General features: G+C 70.4%; 17 protein-coding genes and 1 pseudogene. 5 read left to right on the forward strand and 13 right to left on the reverse strand.

Annotated features, from left to right (window positions below; all coding sequences use genetic code 11):
- Positions 1-249, forward strand: a pseudogene (locus ACFQSB_RS09080) (hypothetical protein); the annotation flags it as partial.
- Here the strand turns inward: ACFQSB_RS09080 and ACFQSB_RS09085 are convergent.
- Together ACFQSB_RS09085 and ahcY are read right to left on the reverse strand one after the other, a co-directional pair.
- Entirely contained in the window at positions 219-1,487 is a 1,269-nt protein-coding gene (locus ACFQSB_RS09085) for an adenosylhomocysteinase (RefSeq protein WP_354837000.1), read from the reverse strand. The pseudogene ACFQSB_RS09080 and the gene ACFQSB_RS09085 overlap by 31 nt on opposite strands.
- Positions 1,488-1,539: 52 nt before the next feature.
- Complete coding sequence (ahcY, locus tag ACFQSB_RS09090) at positions 1,540-2,967, reverse strand: adenosylhomocysteinase (RefSeq protein ID WP_380825574.1); 1,428 nt, start codon at positions 2,965-2,967, stop codon at positions 1,540-1,542.
- A 113-nt stretch (positions 2,968-3,080) separates the two neighbouring features.
- Between ahcY and ACFQSB_RS09095 the strand changes: the two genes are divergently transcribed.
- Together ACFQSB_RS09095 and ACFQSB_RS09100 are read left to right on the forward strand one after the other, a co-directional pair.
- Entirely contained in the window at positions 3,081-3,416 is a 336-nt protein-coding gene (locus ACFQSB_RS09095; RefSeq protein WP_354837004.1) for a MerR family DNA-binding transcriptional regulator, read from the forward strand.
- 201 nt (positions 3,417-3,617) lie between these two features.
- The gene (locus tag ACFQSB_RS09100; protein ID WP_354837006.1) at positions 3,618-4,421 is read left to right on the forward strand and encodes a hypothetical protein; all 804 of its coding nucleotides are present in this window, start codon (positions 3,618-3,620) and stop codon (positions 4,419-4,421) included.
- 110 nt (positions 4,422-4,531) lie between these two features.
- Here the strand turns inward: ACFQSB_RS09100 and ACFQSB_RS09105 are convergent, their stop codons facing one another.
- The 5 genes from ACFQSB_RS09105 to ACFQSB_RS09125 all read right to left on the reverse strand — a co-directional run bounded on the left by ACFQSB_RS09105 (position 4,532) and on the right by ACFQSB_RS09125 (position 7,907).
- The gene (locus tag ACFQSB_RS09105; RefSeq protein WP_380825576.1) at positions 4,532-5,251 is read right to left on the reverse strand and encodes a response regulator; all 720 of its coding nucleotides are present in this window, start codon (positions 5,249-5,251) and stop codon (positions 4,532-4,534) included.
- Positions 5,248-6,468, reverse strand: a complete 1,221-nt coding sequence (locus ACFQSB_RS09110) for a sensor histidine kinase (protein ID WP_380825577.1) — start codon at positions 6,466-6,468, stop codon at positions 5,248-5,250. The genes ACFQSB_RS09105 and ACFQSB_RS09110 overlap by 4 nt, the downstream gene beginning before the upstream one ends.
- Positions 6,469-6,619: 151 nt before the next feature.
- Entirely contained in the window at positions 6,620-6,766 is a 147-nt protein-coding gene (locus ACFQSB_RS09115) for a hypothetical protein (RefSeq protein WP_380825579.1), read from the reverse strand.
- Between the two features lie 42 nt (positions 6,767-6,808).
- Positions 6,809-7,000, reverse strand: coding sequence for a DUF397 domain-containing protein (locus ACFQSB_RS09120; protein ID WP_380825580.1), 192 nt, complete (start codon positions 6,998-7,000; stop codon positions 6,809-6,811).
- 43 nt (positions 7,001-7,043) lie between these two features.
- Complete coding sequence (locus tag ACFQSB_RS09125; RefSeq protein WP_380825955.1) at positions 7,044-7,907, reverse strand: helix-turn-helix domain-containing protein; 864 nt, start codon at positions 7,905-7,907, stop codon at positions 7,044-7,046.
- Between the two features lie 444 nt (positions 7,908-8,351).
- Between ACFQSB_RS09125 and ACFQSB_RS09130 the strand changes: the two genes are divergently transcribed.
- A complete protein-coding gene (locus tag ACFQSB_RS09130) occupies positions 8,352-8,756 on the forward strand; it encodes an ATP-binding protein (protein WP_380825582.1) in 405 nt (134 codons plus the stop codon).
- A gap of 264 nt (positions 8,757-9,020) precedes the next feature.
- On the opposite strand, the gene ACFQSB_RS09135 is transcribed toward ACFQSB_RS09130, so the two are convergent.
- Positions 9,021-9,833, reverse strand: a complete 813-nt coding sequence (locus ACFQSB_RS09135; protein ID WP_380825583.1) for an alpha/beta fold hydrolase — start codon at positions 9,831-9,833, stop codon at positions 9,021-9,023.
- Positions 9,834-9,926: 93 nt separating this feature from the next.
- Between ACFQSB_RS09135 and ACFQSB_RS09140 the strand changes: the two genes are divergently transcribed.
- A complete protein-coding gene (locus ACFQSB_RS09140) occupies positions 9,927-10,526 on the forward strand; it encodes a TetR/AcrR family transcriptional regulator (RefSeq protein WP_380825585.1) in 600 nt (199 codons plus the stop codon).
- A 46-nt stretch (positions 10,527-10,572) separates the two neighbouring features.
- Here ACFQSB_RS09140 and ACFQSB_RS09145 read toward each other — a convergent pair whose 3' ends face one another.
- The 5 genes from ACFQSB_RS09145 to ACFQSB_RS09165 all read right to left on the reverse strand — a co-directional run bounded on the left by ACFQSB_RS09145 (position 10,573) and on the right by ACFQSB_RS09165 (position 14,834).
- Complete coding sequence (locus ACFQSB_RS09145; RefSeq protein WP_380825586.1) at positions 10,573-11,556, reverse strand: cation diffusion facilitator family transporter; 984 nt, start codon at positions 11,554-11,556, stop codon at positions 10,573-10,575.
- 67 nt (positions 11,557-11,623) lie between these two features.
- The gene (locus ACFQSB_RS09150; protein WP_380825587.1) at positions 11,624-12,745 is read right to left on the reverse strand and encodes an SIS domain-containing protein; all 1,122 of its coding nucleotides are present in this window, start codon (positions 12,743-12,745) and stop codon (positions 11,624-11,626) included.
- Positions 12,742-12,915 (reverse strand): Trm112 family protein, encoded by a 174-nt coding sequence (locus tag ACFQSB_RS09155; RefSeq protein WP_354837021.1) that lies wholly within the window; start codon positions 12,913-12,915, stop codon positions 12,742-12,744. Before ACFQSB_RS09155 ends, ACFQSB_RS09150 begins: the two co-directional genes overlap by 4 nt.
- On the reverse strand, positions 12,912-14,285 hold the full coding sequence (locus tag ACFQSB_RS09160; protein ID WP_380825590.1) for a phosphomannomutase/phosphoglucomutase: 1,374 nt from the start codon (positions 14,283-14,285) through the stop codon (positions 12,912-12,914). The genes ACFQSB_RS09155 and ACFQSB_RS09160 overlap by 4 nt, the downstream gene beginning before the upstream one ends.
- Positions 14,286-14,465: 180 nt before the next feature.
- Positions 14,466-14,834 carry a DUF3499 domain-containing protein gene (locus ACFQSB_RS09165; protein WP_354837025.1) on the reverse strand — a complete coding sequence of 123 codons (369 nt, stop codon included), beginning with the start codon at positions 14,832-14,834 and terminating at the stop codon, positions 14,466-14,468.
- Positions 14,835-15,026 lie beyond the last annotated feature (192 nt).

Below are 15,026 nucleotides of genomic sequence, written 5' to 3' on the forward strand. Positions count from 1 at the left end.
GACGCGCCGGTCACCGCCGCGCTGCGCCGCATGCGGCGCGGCGGCTCGGGCGCGGAACGCCAGCGCGCCGCCCGCCGCCGCCGCGGCCGGGTCGGCGACGTCGCCGAGCTGCTCGTCCGGCAGACCACGCAGGTGCCTGAGCTGTTCGGCGGGCCGCCCTCACCGGCCCGGGCGGTGACCGGGACGCGCGCCGGCGTCGGCGGCTCGCTCGTCCCGCTTCAGGAACCGACCCGCCAGGAGCTGAGGTAGTCGGCCTGGACGGCGGTGAGCGCGTCGATCTCGATGCCGGCCGCGCCGAGCTTGAGCCGCGCCACCTCGGTGTCGATCTCCGCCGGCACGTCGTACACCCCTGGGGCGAGCCGGGAGCGCTCTCCGGCCAGCCAGGCGACGGCGAGCGCCTGGGCGGAGAACGACATGTCCATGACGGCCGCGGGATGCCCCTCGGCGGCCGTCAGGTTGACCAGACGGCCCTCGGCGAGCAGCAGCAGGCGCCTGCCGTCGGAAAGGACGTACTCGTCGGTGTAGGGCCGTACGCCGAAGTTCACGTCCTGCGCCATGCCCTCCAGGGCCCGCACGTCGATCTCGACGTCGAAGTGGCCGGCGTTGGCCAGGATGGCGCCGTCCCGCATCTCGGCCAGGTGCTCGCCCCGGACGACGTCGCGGTTGCCGGTGACGGTGATGAACAGGTCGCCCGCTCTGGCCGCGTCGGCCATCGGCAGCACCTCATACCCCTGCAGGGCGGCGTCCAGGGCCTTGACCGGGTCGATCTCGGTGACGATGACCCGCGCCCCCTGGCCCCTGGCCCGCTCGGCGACGCCGCGCCCGCAGTAGCCGAACCCGGCGACGACGACCGTGCGCCCCGCGAGCAGGACGTTGGTGGCCCGCATGATGCCGTCGAGCGTGGACTGGCCGGTGCCGTAGCGGTTGTCGAACATCCGCTTGGTGCGGGTGTCGTTGACGGCGACCATCGGGAAGCGCAGCGCCTGCTCGGCCGCCATCTGCCGCAGCCGGATGATGCCGGTCGTGGTCTCCTCGCAGCCGCCCGAGACGCCTTCCAGCAGCTCGACGCGCTCGGTGTGCAGGATGTTGACCAGGTCGCAGCCGTCGTCCAGCACCAGGTCGGGGGCGATGTCCAGCGCCTCGTGGATGTGCCGGTAGTAGGTCTCGCGGTCCACCCCGGCCCGGGCGTGCACCTCGACCCCGTAGGAGGCGAGCGCCGCCGCGACGTCGTTCTGCGTGGACAGCGGGTTGGAGGCCGCCAGCGCGATCTCGGCCCCGCCCGCCTTGAGCGCGCCGACGAGCACCGCCGTCTCGGCGGTCACGTGCAGGCACGCGGCGACCTTCAGCCCTTCCAGGGGGCGGGTCTGGCTGAAGCGCGCCCCGATGGCGCGCAGCACGGGCATGGAGCGCAGCGCCCAGTCGATGCGCCGCTCCCCCGCCTCGGCGAGCGGCGCGTCCGCGACGTCCACGGTCCCCCCTGTGCTCATGTGGCGAAGGGTCCCCGCGCGGACCGCGCGGGGACCCTGCCATGATCGTCGATCAGTAGCGGTAGTGGTCCGGCTTGTACGGGCCCTCGATGTCCACGCCGATGTACTCGGCCTGGGCCTTGCTCAGCGTGGTGAGCTTGACGCCGAGCGCGTCGAGGTGGAGCCGCGCGACCTTCTCGTCCAGGTGCTTGGGCAGGACGTAGACGCCGATCGGGTACTGCTCGGTCTTGGTGAACAGCTCGATCTGCGCGATCACCTGGTTGGTGAAGGAGTTGGACATCACGAAGCTCGGGTGGCCGGTGGCGCAGCCGAGGTTCATCAGGCGGCCCTCGGCCAGCACGATGATCTGGTGCCCGTCGGGGAAGGTCCAGGTGTGGACCTGCGGCTTGACCTCGGTCTTCACGATGCCGGGGGTCTTCGCCAGGCCGGCCATGTCGATCTCGTTGTCGAAGTGGCCGATGTTGGAGACGATCGCGTTGTGCTTCATCCGGCCCATGTGGCCGGCCGTGATGATGTCGAAGTTGCCGGTGGTGGTCACGAAGATGTCGGCGATGCCGACGACGTCCTCCAGCGTGGTGACCTGGAAGCCGTCCATCGCGGCCTGGAGGGCGCAGATGGGGTCGATCTCGGTGACGATCACCCGGGCGCCCTGGCCGCGCAGCGCGTCGGCGCAGCCCTTGCCCACGTCGCCGTAGCCGCAGACCACGGCGACCTTGCCGCCGATGAGGACGTCGGTGGCGCGGTTGAGGCCGTCGATGACGCTGTGGCGGCAGCCGTACTTGTTGTCGAACTTGCTCTTGGTGACCGAGTCGTTGACGTTGATCGCCGGGAAGAGCAGCGTGCCGGCCTTGAACATCTCGTACAGGCGGTGGACGCCGGTGGTGGTCTCCTCGGTGACGCCCTTGATGCTCGCGGCGACCGTGGTCCACCGGTTCTCGTCGGTCACCGTGCGGCGCAGGAGGTCGAGGATGATCTTCCACTCCTCGGGGTCCTCCTCGGCGGGCGAGGGGACGGCGCCGGCCTTCTCGTACTCGGCGCCCTTGTGCACCAGCAGGGTGGCGTCGCCGCCGTCGTCCAGGATCATGTTCGGGCCGGTGCCGTCGGGCCAGCGCAGCGCCTGGTCGGTGCACCACCAGTACTCCTCCAGCGTCTCGCCCTTCCAGGCGAACACCGGCACGCCCTTGGGGGCGTCGGTGGTGCCCTCGGGGCCGACGACGACCGCGGCGGCGGCGTGGTCCTGGGTGGAGAAGATGTTGCAGCTCACCCAGCGCACGTCGGCGCCGAGCGCGACCAGCGTCTCGATCAGCACGGCGGTCTGGATGGTCATGTGGAGGGAGCCCATGATCTTGGCTCCGGCCAGCGGGCGAGTCTCGGCGTACTCGCGGCGGACCGCCATCAGGCCCGGCATCTCATGCTCGGCGAGCTGGATCTCTCTGCGGCCGAAATCGGCCAGCGCAAGGTCGGCGACCTTGAAGTCCATGGTGTCTTCCCCTCAACCCGGTCATTGTGCGTCCCTGCGAGTTTAAGAGCCCCGCGGACCCCAACGCATCCCCAGATCTGCGAACCTGACACAATTATGTGAGAATTGGCCCCATGCGCATCACCGAAGCGGCGAAACGACTGGGAATGTCCCCGCGGATGCTCCGTTACCGCGAGGCGCTCGGCCTGCTGCCGCCGACCCGCGAGAAGGGCTCCCACCGCCGCTTCGGCCCCGAGGAGCTGGCGGCCGTCACCCAGGCGATGGACCTGGAGCGGCGCTTCGACGTCTCCCCCGCCGAACTGGCCTTCGGCCTGCGCGTGCTCAGCGAGCCCGCCGTCGCCCAGGCCGTACGCGACCTCGGCCTGCGCGTCGGACGCATCCAGGCCCCGCGCAGAGCCCTCGACTTCGAGAAAGAGAAGGCCCTGCGCCTGCTGCGCCACGGTCGCTGACCCCTGGAAACCGCGCTCTCGACCCGGCATCTGCCCACGGTCGGACATGCGTGTCCGTCTGAGGTCGCACACCCGCTCGTGCCCGCCCGCCAAGATGGGACCCGAGCCGGACGCGCACCCATGGCGTCGCCCCGCACCATGCTGCTGTGCCCCGACATACCGGTCCGGGCGTACCGACACGGACAAGACGGGCAGCAATCCATGAGCATTGATCTTCGCGGGCGCATCACGCGATGGCGGCAGACCGGCGCGGACCGGCGGGCCGCCAACGCCGCCGCCAATCTGGACCGCCAACCCCCGTTTCCCGGCCGGTGGGTGAGCGCGATCTCGCTGATCGCCGGTCCCATCCTGATCATGACCGGGACTCTCCTGCGCTCCCAGTTCTACTACTTCGTCCCTTATCAGCTCGTCGCCTACACCCAGCATCCCGCCCTCATCACCGCCGCCTACGCCTGCTTCGCCGGCGGGTTCGTGCTGCTGTGGCCGGCGGTCATGACGCTGGCACAGAGGATCGCCGTCACCGCCCCGCTGTGGGGACTGTGGGGCGGTTGCCTGGTGATCGTCGGCCTGTTCACCCGGACCTTCCAGTTCGGCACCGATCACCTGGCCTTCCACCTGACCGACAGCCTCGGCCTGCAGACCATGCTCAAGGGCATCGACGGCTACTACGTGGCATGGCGGGACACCGTCTGGCATCCGTTCAGGTCCATGTCCGGGCCGGCCTTCTTCGGCTGGGTCGTGCTGGCCATCGGCGCCTACCGCTCCGGCGCCCTGGGGCTGGGCCGTTCGATCGCACTCGGCCTGATGTCGGCGCTCGCGCTCGGGACGCTCAAAGGCACCGAACCGCAGTCCTTCATCGCCGTGGGCGGCCTCTGCGTCGCCTTCATCCCCCTGGGCATCTCGCTGCTGCGCGGCGGCCCCCCACCGACCAGGCGCGCCATGATCTGGGTCGTCGCCCTCATCGCTGTGCACGTCCTCATGTCGGCCTTCGGTCCGAGAGGATGACGATCCGCACCAGGGCTACGCCGGTGAGCCGGGAACCCGCCTCACCGGCACCGGCATCCGCGCCTGATGAACGTGCCGAGGCGTGCCCTCGTTCGGAGATGGGCGGACCGTCACCGGCGGCCGTCCGAGTTGGCGATGAGCCCGCCTTCGTAGGCGGCGATGACGAGCTGGGCACGGTCCCTGGCCCCCAGTTTGGCCAGGAGGCGGCCGACGTGGGTCTTGACCGTGCCGATGGTGAGGCACAGGTGCTCGGCGATCTCGGCGTTGGACATCCCCCTGCCGATGAGGGTGAGCACCTCGCGCTCGCGCCGGGTGACGTCGTCCAGGCTCCGCACGACCTGGGCGGGATGAGAGCCCTGCAGGAACTCGGTGATGAGCCGGCGGGTGACGGTGGGCGCGAGCAGCGCCTCACCGGAGGCGACGACCCGGATGGCGGCCAGCAGTTCGGCCGCCGTGGCGCTCTTGAGCATGAAGCCGCTCGCACCCGCCCGCAGCGACGCGTACACGTATTCGTCCAGGTCGAACGTGGTGAGGATCAGTACGAGCACACCGGCACAGGCGGGGTCGGCGCAGATACGCCGGGTTGCCTCGATGCCGTCCATGTCCGGCATGCGCACGTCCATCAGGACGACGTCGGGCCGGTGCAGGCGGGCCAGGCGCACGGCTTCGGCGCCCGTGCCCGCCTCGCCTACGGCGGCCAGCCCCGGTGCGGCGTCGATGAGGACCTTGAGGCTGTCGCGGATCAGGACCTGGTCCTCGGCCAGCAGGACCCGGACGGGCGGGGACGAGTCGAGCGGCGCGGCGCCGACGCTCGTGTCGTGGATGCTCATGCCGCGGTGCCGTCCGGGGCGTAGGGCAGTCGAGCCGACACGCGAAAGCCTCCTTCGGACCGGGGCCCCGCGTCGAACGTGCCTCCGTACATCTTGGTCCGCTCCCGCATGCCGATCAGGCCGTGTCCGCCGTGTCCGCCGTGTCCGCCGTGGCCCGCCCGCGGCGGCCGGCCGTGGCGGGGGCCGTCGTCGACGACCTCGATCACGGCCTCCCGCCCGTCGACGTCCACGGTGACCGCGCAGCGGGCCGGCCCCACGTGGGTGACGACGTTGGTCAGAGCCTGCTGCACGATCCGGTACACCGACACCGCGACGGCGGCGGGCAAGGCGGCCTCCTCACGGACGGTCAGCTCCACCTCGACTCCGGCCGAGCGGGCGTGGGCGGCCAGCCCGGGCAGGTCCGCCATGCCGGGGGCGGGCACAGCGTCCTGCTGAGGATCGCCGTCGGAGCGCAGCAGGCCGAGCACCCGGTGGATCTCGGTGAGCGTGCTGCGGCTGGTCTCCTCGATGACGGCCAGCGCGGCGCGGACCTCCTGCGGGCGGGCGTCGGCGACGTGGTTGGCGACGGTGGCCTTGACGGCGATCAGGCTCATGCTGTGGCCGATGATGTCGTGCAGTTCCCTGGCGATGCGCCTGCGCTCGTCGGTCACCGCGGCGTCGGCGAGGTGGCGGACGAGGCGTGCGGTCGTGTCCCGCTTCCAGCGCACGACCGTTCCGAGGACCCACGCGACGGTCAGGAGCACACCGATCGCACCGATCTCGATCGGCCAGGCCGCCGGCATCTCGCTGGGCGTCGCCGCGAGCGCGAGACCGGGGAACACCTGCACGTAGTAGACCAGAATCGCGGTCACCGCGGCGGACAGGCAGACCGCCAGGCCCGCCGCCGACCAGACGATCGAGGCGGTCGCGGCCACCAGGTACAGCACGAGCGCGGTCGGCACGAAGGTCAGCCAGATCGCGCCAGCCGCGACGGCGCCGGCCATGGTCACCCCCGTGCCCGCCGCGCAGGCGACGGCGAGCATGACCCGCGGCCGGCGCCGCCGCACGGCGATCGGAAAGCTCAGGACCGCCGCCACCGGCCAGGCCGACCACGCGGACCACGGTGACGACGGCCCCGGCGGATCGACGATGGCGTATCGGATGAGCAGCGCGACGACGACCGCCACCACCGCGTCGGTGAGGTCCCTTCCACCGCGCCGCCATCCAGCCCATTCCATGATGGAACGGTATCGCCTCACTTGATCATGTGGGTATCCGCCCACGGCCGGAAGTCCGCATTCGTTCGACGGGGGCCGAGAGGGTCCCCTTGGAGAACGCCGGCCGGGCGGGATCGCATCCAGCGCGCGAAGGCGAGGACCTCGGCCGGGATCAGGCGCGGTCGGCTGGGGCGGGAGCGGCTGGCTCGGAGCCGGAGGGGTCGACAGGGGAGCGGGGGGCCTCGTCCTTGCGGTAGGGATCGGACTCCAGGTAGATGACCGTACCACCGTCGGTGATCACGGATACCAGTTCGGTCATGACGAGAATTCCGTCAACCGCTACCGACAGATCTCCCCGACCTCAGTGCGGGTCACCGCTCCGCAGGTCCACGAGGAACGCCCGCCATTCGACGGCGGTGAAGGCCAGCTTGGGCCCTTCAAGGTTCTTCGAGTCGCGCACCAAGTACAAGCCGTCAGCGTGGGCGACCTCCACGCAGTTCGCGCCCTCACCACTTCGGCTGCTCTTACGCCAGGCGACGCGGGACCTGTCCACTTCGGACACCTCTGCGCTTTCTTGATCGAATTGGGACGACTCTTCAGGCAAAACGCTCGGCGGACCTTGCGATGACCGACTTCGACTCCTCTGTGCCGAGAGCGGCCGCCCGTAGGTGGTCGAACGCGAGGGTATACCGGTAGATCTCAGCATCACTCTCGACATACAGGCTACTGGTCATGCTTTCAAGGTAGACCACATCTGGATCATGCGGTTCGCGGAACTGCATGATGCTGAACGGTCCTGCCGTAGCCGGATGGGCGCCGGATGTCGCCGGAAGGACTTGGATGGTGACGTTCGGCAGTTCGGCCATCCCCAGCAGGCTCTTGCACTGAGCCGCCATGACGGCAGGAGAGCCGACAACACGGTTGAGCACGGCCTGATCGATCACTGTCCACAGACGCAGAGGATCGTCGCCCTGGGCGAGAAGCTTCTGGCGAGTCATACGCACCTCGACACGGCGCTGGATGTCAGCAGGAGGCAGCAGGCCCATAAGGGCAGCGCGAACGATCTCGTAAGCGTAGTCACTCGTCTGTAGCAGCCCGTTGACCGCAAGTGCGTCAAAACTTCGAATGAAGCCGGCGTCGGCTTCAAGCTCGATGTAGGTGGCGTACTCGCCACGCAGAGAGTCGGCGTAGGCGTCCCACCAGCCTCGGACGCGGGCCGTCCGCGCCAAGGCATGCAGAGCCGGACGCTTTGGCTCCTCCACCTCATACAGGTCCAGGACGCGCGTCAGGTCCGGAGCAGTGATGCCGACCCGGGCGGTCTCTATGCGGGAGACCTTGGCGATCGACCAGCCGAGTCGCTCGGCGGCCTCCTCGATCGTCATCGCACTACGCTCACGCAGTTTTCGGATCTCCCCCGCCAACCGTCGGCGTCGGACCGTGGGGCCACGCCCAGGTGCCATGAGTACCTCCAGATCTTCCGGTTCGAGTGTGCCGTTTCGCCGTGTCGCGCGCACATGAATCACCGAAGAAGAATCGTCATGCAAATTTACCGAAGCGGTTGCAGCCAGCTACGACACCGTGAACCATCTGATCGTGACTGCGGGACGGCAGTCTGAGCTGGCGAAGATCCGGAGGCTTGCCCATGAGTGCACGGGATCGGCGGGAAGAGCAGTTCATCCACCTCGTACGACTGGCCTGGGAACTCCATAAGAGAGGTCTCAGTACGGCCATCGACCTTCCAGGCCGAGAGGAGCCGAAGCGTTGCTTCGCGGAGCCGCCACCCTCCTGCCGGTGATGGCGCTTTCCCTCGACGGCAGGTGGTTCTTCACATGGGGGCGGGGTCGTCGTCACCGTGTGCGCGCGTTGGCGGAGGACGCGGCCGACCAGGTGTGGGGAGCGGCGCAATGACCGGCATCGACCTTCTCGGCACCGCTGAACTTCTCGGCCGCGCCAGTTCGGTCGCGATCGCGAGGGTGTACGTGCGCGGAGTACTTCTCGCGGGAGGGCGCCAGAGCGTCGACGATGTCGAACTGCTGGTCGGCGAACTCGTCGCCAATGCCGTGAAGCACTCCGACTCAGGGGGCCGATCGGCGGGCATGGTGAGGCTGCGCGTGTACGACAATGGTCGAAGGGTGCGGGTCGAGGTCACCGACGAAGGCTCCGACCGCACCATCCCCCAGGTTCCCGCCCAGGTGAGCCCGTTCAGTGAAGGCGGACGTGGCCTGTGGCTGGTCCGGGAGCTGTCCACGGCATGGGGGTGGCGGCAGGAAGGGCGAGGGCGAACAGTCTGGTTCGACCTGGAACCCTGACGTGTTCCCTCCGGATCGTGCCGACGGCGCCCGCCAGAGGACATCGGCAACCCTGTTTCCGCATTGGATCTCCGTTCGGAGTGCCGAACGCACCGGTCGGCACTGAGGTCGGGGAGCTCGAGGGGCGGAGCCCTTCGATGGGGGGTCGAAGGGGGGCCTTGCCCCCCTGGGAAACAGGGCCCGAGCCGGAGCGCCCCCAGGGCGCGGAGGCGAGGACCTCTACGCCAGGGCCGCTGACAGCGGGTCCGGCCGGGCAGGGAAGGGTCACATGGCCATGGCGTCGGTCAGGGTGGCGGCGAACTCGGCGGGATGGGACCAGTAGCCGAGGTGGTCACCGGGGAATTCGATCACCTGCTGGTTCCATCGGGCCGCGAGCACGACGGCCGGCTGATACGGGAAGTGGGCACGGGAGTCGCGGCCCCCCGCGAGGACGATGCGAGCGTGGTGCGCGTCGAGCGCGGCGAGGTCCGGGCGGTGGCTGGGAGCGTTGGGGACTTCTTGGGTCAGAACGGTGTGCGCGATTCCGGCCATGCGGCCGAGCAACTCGGGGTCGAGATCGGCCGGCCGCTGAGCCTCGCCCATCCCGATCCCGGTCATGAACTGTCGCATCGCCGCGTCCGCGCCCTGGCTCTGATGGGTGGCGACGACGTCCTCGAAGAAGGCTCGCCACCGCGGGGCGTCCGGCAGCACCTCCAGAAGGGGCGGTTCGTGGGCCACGAGCCTGCCGACCTTGTGCGGGTGCCAGCCGATGAGGGCGAGTCCGATGACGGCTCCCGCGCTGGTGCCGAAGACGCGAACCGGTTCTTCGGCGACGGAGTCGATCAGACGGCGCGCGTCTTCGACGTGCGTCTCGATCCACCCGGCCGGCTCCTCGCTGGCAGGGCTGCGGGAGAAGCCTCGGCGGTCGTAACTGATGACCATGTAGCGATCGGCGAGCCGATCGGCCATGGCATCGAAGAAGCCGGCGTCGCCGTTGCTCCCGGGGATCAGCAGGAGCGCGGGCCCTGAGCCGCGGACCTCATAGTGGATGCGGGCGCCAGCTACATCCAGGACGTGGCTCTTGTGCGTGACCATCATGCCTCACCCTCACGTGCGTCAGATAAGATGCGGACTGCATCTAACGTAGACGGTCCTCGATAAGATACGCAACGCATCTAAAGGGAGTGTGGGATGAGCCGGCGACGAGGAGAACGGTTGGAGCAGGCCATCCTCGACGCCACCTGGGAGCTGCTGGCTGAGATGGGATACGCCAAACTGACGATGGAGGCCGTGGCCGCCAGAGCGGGCACCAGCCGGCCGGTGATCCACCGCCGTTGGCCCACCCGGGCGCAACTCGCGCTCGCGGCCCTCGACCACGCGGCACCCGCGGACACCGAGCCACCCGACACCGGCGGGCTTCGGACCGACCTGCTCGCCATGATGGAGCACGTCGCCCGGCGACACGGCTCTGTGCACGGCGAGGTCCTGGCCGGCATGGCCGTCGAGACCGCCCGTGATCCCGAAGCCGCCCACGCCCTACGCGCCCGGCTGGCCTCCACGGCTCAAGGAGGGCAGGTCGCGACCATCGTCCGGCGCGCTGTCGAGCGGGGCGAGATCCCCGCCGTCCGTCTGCCTTCTCGCGTGGCCAGGCTTCCGCTCGACCTCATGCGCAACGAGGTCGTGGTGTACGGCCGGCCACCGGGCGAGGACGTGATCACGGAAATCGTCGACTCCATCGTCATCCCCGCGATACTTCATGCCCCAGCGTCCGAGGGGCTCCAGGCCGGTTAGCCGGCTTCGCGTTCGCGCCAAGGCGCGCGGCGGGACAGGTCGCCGGTCAGGCGTGGTCCGCCTTGGCGGGGGCGGCCGGCTCGGAGGCGGAGGGGTCCAGGGGGGAGCGGGGGGCCTCGTCCTTGCGATAGAGGTCGGGCTCCAGGTAGATCATCTTGGCGATCGGCACGGCCTCCCGGACGCGCCGCTCGGCCTCGTCGATGCCCCTGGCCACGTCGGCCGCCGTGTCGTCGTGCTCCACGGCGATCTTCGCGGCGACCAGCAGCTCCTCGGGACCCATGTGCAGGGTGCGCAGGTGGATGACCCGGCTGACCTCGGGGGCGCTCTCGAGCGCGTCGCAGATGCGATCTTCGATCTCGGGGGCCGCGCTCTCGCCGATGAGCAGCGACTTGGTCTCGACGGCCAGGATGACCGCGATGACCGCGAGCAGCAGGCCGATCATGAGCGTGCCCACGCCGTCCCACACGCCGTTGCCGGTGACCACGGCCATGGTCACGCCGAACAGCGCGAACAGCAGGCCGAGCAGCGCGCCGAGGTCCTCCAGGAGCACGACGGGAAGCTCGGGGGCCTTGGCGCGGCGGATGAAGGTGAACCACGACTGCTCGCCCTTGAGCGGCAGCGACTCCTTGATCGCGGTGCGGAAGGAGAACCCCTCGGCCGCGATCGCGAAGATCAGCACGCCGAACGCCCAGATCGGCGACTCGACGCCATGCGGGTGGGCGATCTTCTCGAAGCCCTCGTACAGCGAGAACACCGCGCCGATCGTGAACAGCACGACCGCGACCACGAAGGCGTAGAAGTAGCGCTCACGCCCGTAGCCGAACGGGTGCTTGCGGTTCTCGCGCTTCCGGGACCGCCGGTTGCCGAGCAGCAGCAGCGCCTGATTGCCGGAGTCGGCGACCGAGTGCACCGACTCGGCGAGCATCGACGACGACCCTGTGAACAGGAACGCCACGAACTTCGATGCCGCGATCGCCAGGTTCGCCCCCAGCGCCGCGATGATCGCCTTGGTACCGCCGCCCGCGCTCACCCGCAGTCTCCACCCATCCCGTCGAAACCGTGCACCTACCCGCCCGGTGAAGCGGTCATCGCAGATCTTATGGGGTAACTCGGGCTTTAAGTTCCGCGACGGTCGCCACCTGGGCCGGATCGACACCGTACCCCAGGGCCAGGTAAACAGTCCCGTAGTCGACCAGCCCCACCAGCGAGGCCAGCCTTTCCAGGGGATGGACGCCCTCGGCGGTGATCTCGGTGACCGGAACACCCCTCTGCTCGGCCATGCGCACCGCCAGGACGCGCTTCTTGCTCACCTGCGGATGCTCCTCCAGATCGCGCAGCACGACCAGCCGCAGAGCCACGGAGGCGCCGTCGCCGAAGATGTCACGCTCGGCGAGCGGGCCCTCGACCACCGCCACCTGGTCGTGGACCGCGCCGGGAATCTCACCGTAGATCGCGGGATACTTCGCGTTCTTGGCGAGCTGCGACACCAGCCGGTGCGCGACCGCGCCGGTCACCGGCGAGGTGCCCCACACCATGGGGATGGTGCCGGCGAGCTCCATCGCCAGGGTCTTGCCCGGATTGATGAACGACTCGCTGGACGGGCGGCAGCGGTGGGCGATGTCCTCAAGGCGCGCGGCGGCGGCCTCCACCACCTCCGGACCGGCCTCGACCAGCCCGAGCTCCGCCGCGACGGCGACCAACGGCATGGTCAGCGCCCACAGGCTCGCCCTGTCGGGCGGGAAGGCGCCGGCCACCGGGGCGATCGGCACGTGCAGCCCGGACGCCTGCTCGGCGATCGCCGCCAGCGGCGAGCGCGGGCGGCTCACCGTCAGCAGGCGGCAGCCTCGGCGGACGGCCTCCAGCGCGAGCGTCCGGGTCTCCTCGGTGGCGCCGGAGGACGACACCGCGATGACCAGGTCGGCGGCGCCCACCCAGCCCGGCAGCCGGTAGGAGCCGACGGTCACGATGGGGATCGGCACCCCGCCCCCGCACACGGCGGCGAGCATGTCGCCCGCCAGGGCGGAGGAGCCCATGCCCGCCACGACGACCGCCCGGGGCCGGTCGCCGCGCGACAGCCGCGAGACGCCGGCCTCCAGCGCCGTGCGGTGCGAGGTGCGCACCTGCGCGCCGGAGGAGGCGATCGCCGGAAGCATGCCCGACGGGTCGCCCTCGGTGAGGAACGCCGCGTCGTCCAGCCGCTCGGGCTCGAAGGAGCTCACGCCTTGCGCGCCTCGTCCACCAGGAGCACGGGGATGTCGTCGCGGACGGGATAGACCAGCCCGCAGGTCTCGGAGCTGCACGCCAGCTCGTCGCTCTCGGGGACGGCGTTCAGCGGCGATTTGCACGCCGGGCAGGCCAGGATGTCCAGCAGCCAGTCATCGATCTTCACGGTGTACTCCTCACGACGGCGAGGACCTCGTCCCGGACCGCCGCCATCAGCTTCTCGTCGGCCGCCTCGGCGTTCAACCGGAGAAGCGGCTCTGTGTTGGACGGACGAAGATTGAACCACCAGTCGGGCCCCGACACGGTCAGCCCGTCGAGCTCGTCCACCGACGCGCCGTCGCGGCCGGCGAACGCCGCGCGCACCCGGGCCGTCGCGGCGGCCTGGTCGGGGACGGTGCTGTTGATCTCGCCGGAGGCGGCGTAGCGGGCGTAGCGCTCGAGGAGCTCCGACAGCGGGCGCCGCTGCTCGCCGAGCGCGGCCAGCACGTGCAGCGCGGCCAGCATGCCGGAGTCGGCGAACCAGAAGTCGCGGAAGTAGTAGTGCGCGGAGTGCTCGCCGCCGAAGACCGCGCCGGTGCGGGCCATCTCGGCCTTGATGTAGGAGTGGCCGACGCGGGTGCGCACCGGGACGCCGCCGTGCTCGGCGATGATCTCGGGCACGGCCCTGGAGGTGATCAGGTTGTGGATCACCGTGGCGCCCGGGTGCCTGGCGAGCTCGCGGACCGCGACCAGGGCGGTGATCGCCGAGGGCGGCACCGACTCGCCGCGCTCGTCGACGACCCAGCACCGGTCGGCGTCGCCGTCGAAGGCCAGGCCGAGGTCCGCGCCCTTGTCCAGGACGGCCTTCTGCAGGTCGCGCAGGTTGTCGGGCTCGATCGGGTTGGCCTCGTGGTTGGGGAAGGTGCCGTCGAGCTCGAAGTACAGCGGGGTCAGCTCGACCGGCAGGCCGTCGAGCACCGCCGGGACGGTGTGCCCGCCCATGCCGTTGCCGGCGTCCACGACGACCTTCAGCGGCCGGACGCCCGACAGGTCGACCAGCCCGCGCAGGTGGGCGGCGTACCCGGCCAGCAGGTCGCGTGAGGTGAGCTTCCCGGCGGCCGGGACGGAGGCGGCGCCGGCGCCGCGCCCGGCGGCGAGGATCTCGGCGGCGCGGTCGCGCACGGCGGTCAGGCCGGTGTCGGCGCCCACCGGGACGGCGCCCGCCCGGCAGAGCTTCATGCCGTTGTAGCGGGCCGGGTTGTGGCTGGCGGTGAACATCGCGCCGGGCAGGCCGAGGCTGCCGCTGGCGTAGTACAGCAGATCGGTGGAGCCGAGGCCGGCGTCGACCACGTCGGCGCCCCGGCCGGTGACCCCGCGGGCGAAGGCGGCCGACAGCGGGAGGGAGGAGGGGCGCATGTCACGGGCGACGACCACGGCGGCGGCGCCGACGACCTCGGCGAAGGCCGCGCCCACGGCCTCGGCGGCCGCCTCGTCGAGCTCATCCGGCACGACGCCGCGGATGTCGTACGCCTTGAAGATCTTGGCGAGGTCGCCCACTGCCGCTCCGCACCTAGTCATGTCTTTTCGGTCGAGCCTACTGCGTCCCATGGTGGTCTTCGACGAACCTGAGAGCCCCGGAGCGACCCCGCCGGACCCGGGTGACCCGTGAGTGACGGGCGCGACACCGGTCGCGGTCCTGGCGTCCTCGTGGCGGCGCGGGAGGCCGCGGGGGGAGCTTCAGCGCTCGAGGTTCTGCTGCTGCGCCGAGCGCAGCACTCTCAGGTGGCCGCGGCGGCCCACCTCGACCCCTTGCCCGACCGGCTCGCCCGAGGACGGCGTGGGGCGCGCGGCCTCGCGCACGGCGTTGGCCAGGGCCTCCAGGTCGTCGGTGGTCGGCTGACCGGCCTCCGACGGCAGCCGGACGACCTCCCACCCGCGGGGGGCGGTCAGCCGCTCCGCGTGGTCCGCGCACAGGTCGTAGCAGTGTGGTTCGACGTACGTCGCCAGCGGGCCGAGCACGGCGGTCGAGTCGGCGTAGACGTACGTGAGTGTGAAGACGGCAGGCTGCCTGCAGGCGGTACGGGAACAGCTGCGGACGGGGCTCACGGAGGGACCGTATCCGGTCCGCGTTCACATTGCCACCACCCGGCAGCTCTTAACGAGCGTGTCGCCACATTTCGGACACTTACCCGCCGTTTACGGGCGTCATATCGCCACCTGGCATGTCCTTGGGAAACGGCACGCTCCGGTGCCCGTCCGGGGATGCGCCACCCGGACGCACAGGGAGTCGGCACGGGA

The organism is Sphaerisporangium rhizosphaerae (assembly GCF_042665155.1).
In the GTDB taxonomy this organism is placed as follows: Bacteria; Actinomycetota; Actinomycetes; order Streptosporangiales; family Streptosporangiaceae; genus Sphaerisporangium; species Sphaerisporangium rhizosphaerae.

What these genes read in the sequence shown, in the direction of transcription:
- ACFQSB_RS09095 (WP_354837004.1), top strand. Translation starts at nt 3,081, where the DNA reads ATGCGCATCACCGAAGCGGCGAAACGACTGGGAATGTCCCCGCGGATG.
- ACFQSB_RS09115 (WP_380825579.1), bottom strand. Translation starts at nt 6,766, where the DNA reads ATGACCGAACTGGTATCCGTGATCACCGACGGTGGTACGGTCATCTAC.
- ACFQSB_RS09085 (WP_354837000.1), bottom strand. Translation starts at nt 1,487, where the DNA reads ATGAGCACAGGGGGGACCGTGGACGTCGCGGACGCGCCGCTCGCCGAG.
- ACFQSB_RS09105 (WP_380825576.1), bottom strand. Translation starts at nt 5,251, where the DNA reads ATGAGCATCCACGACACGAGCGTCGGCGCCGCGCCGCTCGACTCGTCC.
- ACFQSB_RS09125 (WP_380825955.1), bottom strand. Translation starts at nt 7,907, where the DNA reads ATGGCACCTGGGCGTGGCCCCACGGTCCGACGCCGACGGTTGGCGGGG.
- ACFQSB_RS09100 (WP_354837006.1), top strand. Translation starts at nt 3,618, where the DNA reads ATGAGCATTGATCTTCGCGGGCGCATCACGCGATGGCGGCAGACCGGC.
- ACFQSB_RS09135 (WP_380825583.1), bottom strand. Translation starts at nt 9,833, where the DNA reads ATGATGGTCACGCACAAGAGCCACGTCCTGGATGTAGCTGGCGCCCGC.
- ACFQSB_RS09140 (WP_380825585.1), top strand. Translation starts at nt 9,927, where the DNA reads ATGAGCCGGCGACGAGGAGAACGGTTGGAGCAGGCCATCCTCGACGCC.
- ACFQSB_RS09130 (WP_380825582.1), top strand. Translation starts at nt 8,352, where the DNA reads ATGACCGGCATCGACCTTCTCGGCACCGCTGAACTTCTCGGCCGCGCC.
- ACFQSB_RS09110 (WP_380825577.1), bottom strand. Translation starts at nt 6,468, where the DNA reads ATGGAATGGGCTGGATGGCGGCGCGGTGGAAGGGACCTCACCGACGCG.
- ahcY (WP_380825574.1), bottom strand. Translation starts at nt 2,967, where the DNA reads ATGGACTTCAAGGTCGCCGACCTTGCGCTGGCCGATTTCGGCCGCAGA.